General features: G+C 46.2%; 1 protein-coding gene. It reads left to right on the forward strand.

The genetic code is table 11. The annotated features are described in order from the left end of the window. The first annotated feature begins 29 nt into the window (after positions 1 to 29). Positions 30 to 668, forward strand: coding sequence for a YchE family NAAT transporter (locus R8O11_RS27605; RefSeq protein ID WP_005461786.1), 639 nt, complete (start codon positions 30 to 32; stop codon positions 666 to 668). The last annotated feature ends 50 nt before the right edge of the window (positions 669 to 718 follow it).

A 718-nucleotide genomic window follows, 5' to 3' on the forward strand; every position in this document is an offset into this window, starting at 1 on the left:
ACTAATGTGAACATTTACGAGTACGCAATATGCAGACTTTAGAGCTAGCCATTTTCCTGCAGTTTTTCTTGGGGTTGGTTGCCGCCGTTAACCCTGTAGGCATCATGCCTGTTTTCGTGTCTTTAAGCGGACATATGACACCAGAAGAAAAGATCAAAACCGCGACAACAGCCAATGTGGCAGTGGCCGTGATCCTGATCATTTCCCTGCTTGCAGGTCAGTTACTGTTGGATATGTTCAGTATTTCACTGGATTCATTCCGAGTGGCGGGTGGCTTGCTGCTGTTAAGCATCGCCTTTTCGATGATGAGCGGTAAGCTCGGTGAGGATAAGCAGAACAAACAAGAAAAATCTGAGTACGTTAGCCGCGAACAGATCGGCGTTGTACCACTAGCGATGCCACTAATGGCTGGTCCTGGTGCAATCAGCTCAACAATCGTTTATGGCGCGCGTTACCCAAGTATGTTCGATACCGTGGGCATCGTTATCACGATTGGTCTGTTTTGCCTTTGTTCTTGGTTGCTATTTCGTTCGGCACCTTTGATCGTTCGTTTCTTGGGTCAAACAGGCATCAACGTGATCACACGTATCATGGGTTTGATTCTTGGAGCGCTAGGCATCGAGTTTATTGCAAACGGCTTACGTAACTTGTTTCCTGGATTAGCCTGATTTTATTAATGACGTTATGATAGAGCGATTCAACAATGGATCGCTTTGTC

The organism is Vibrio sp. 1288, assembly GCF_033344475.1.

Bases quoted from the DNA above. Each gene is read 5' to 3' on its own strand.
- R8O11_RS27605 (WP_005461786.1), top strand. From the start codon at position 30: ATGCAGACTTTAGAGCTAGCCATTTTCCTGCAGTTTTTCTTGGGGTTG.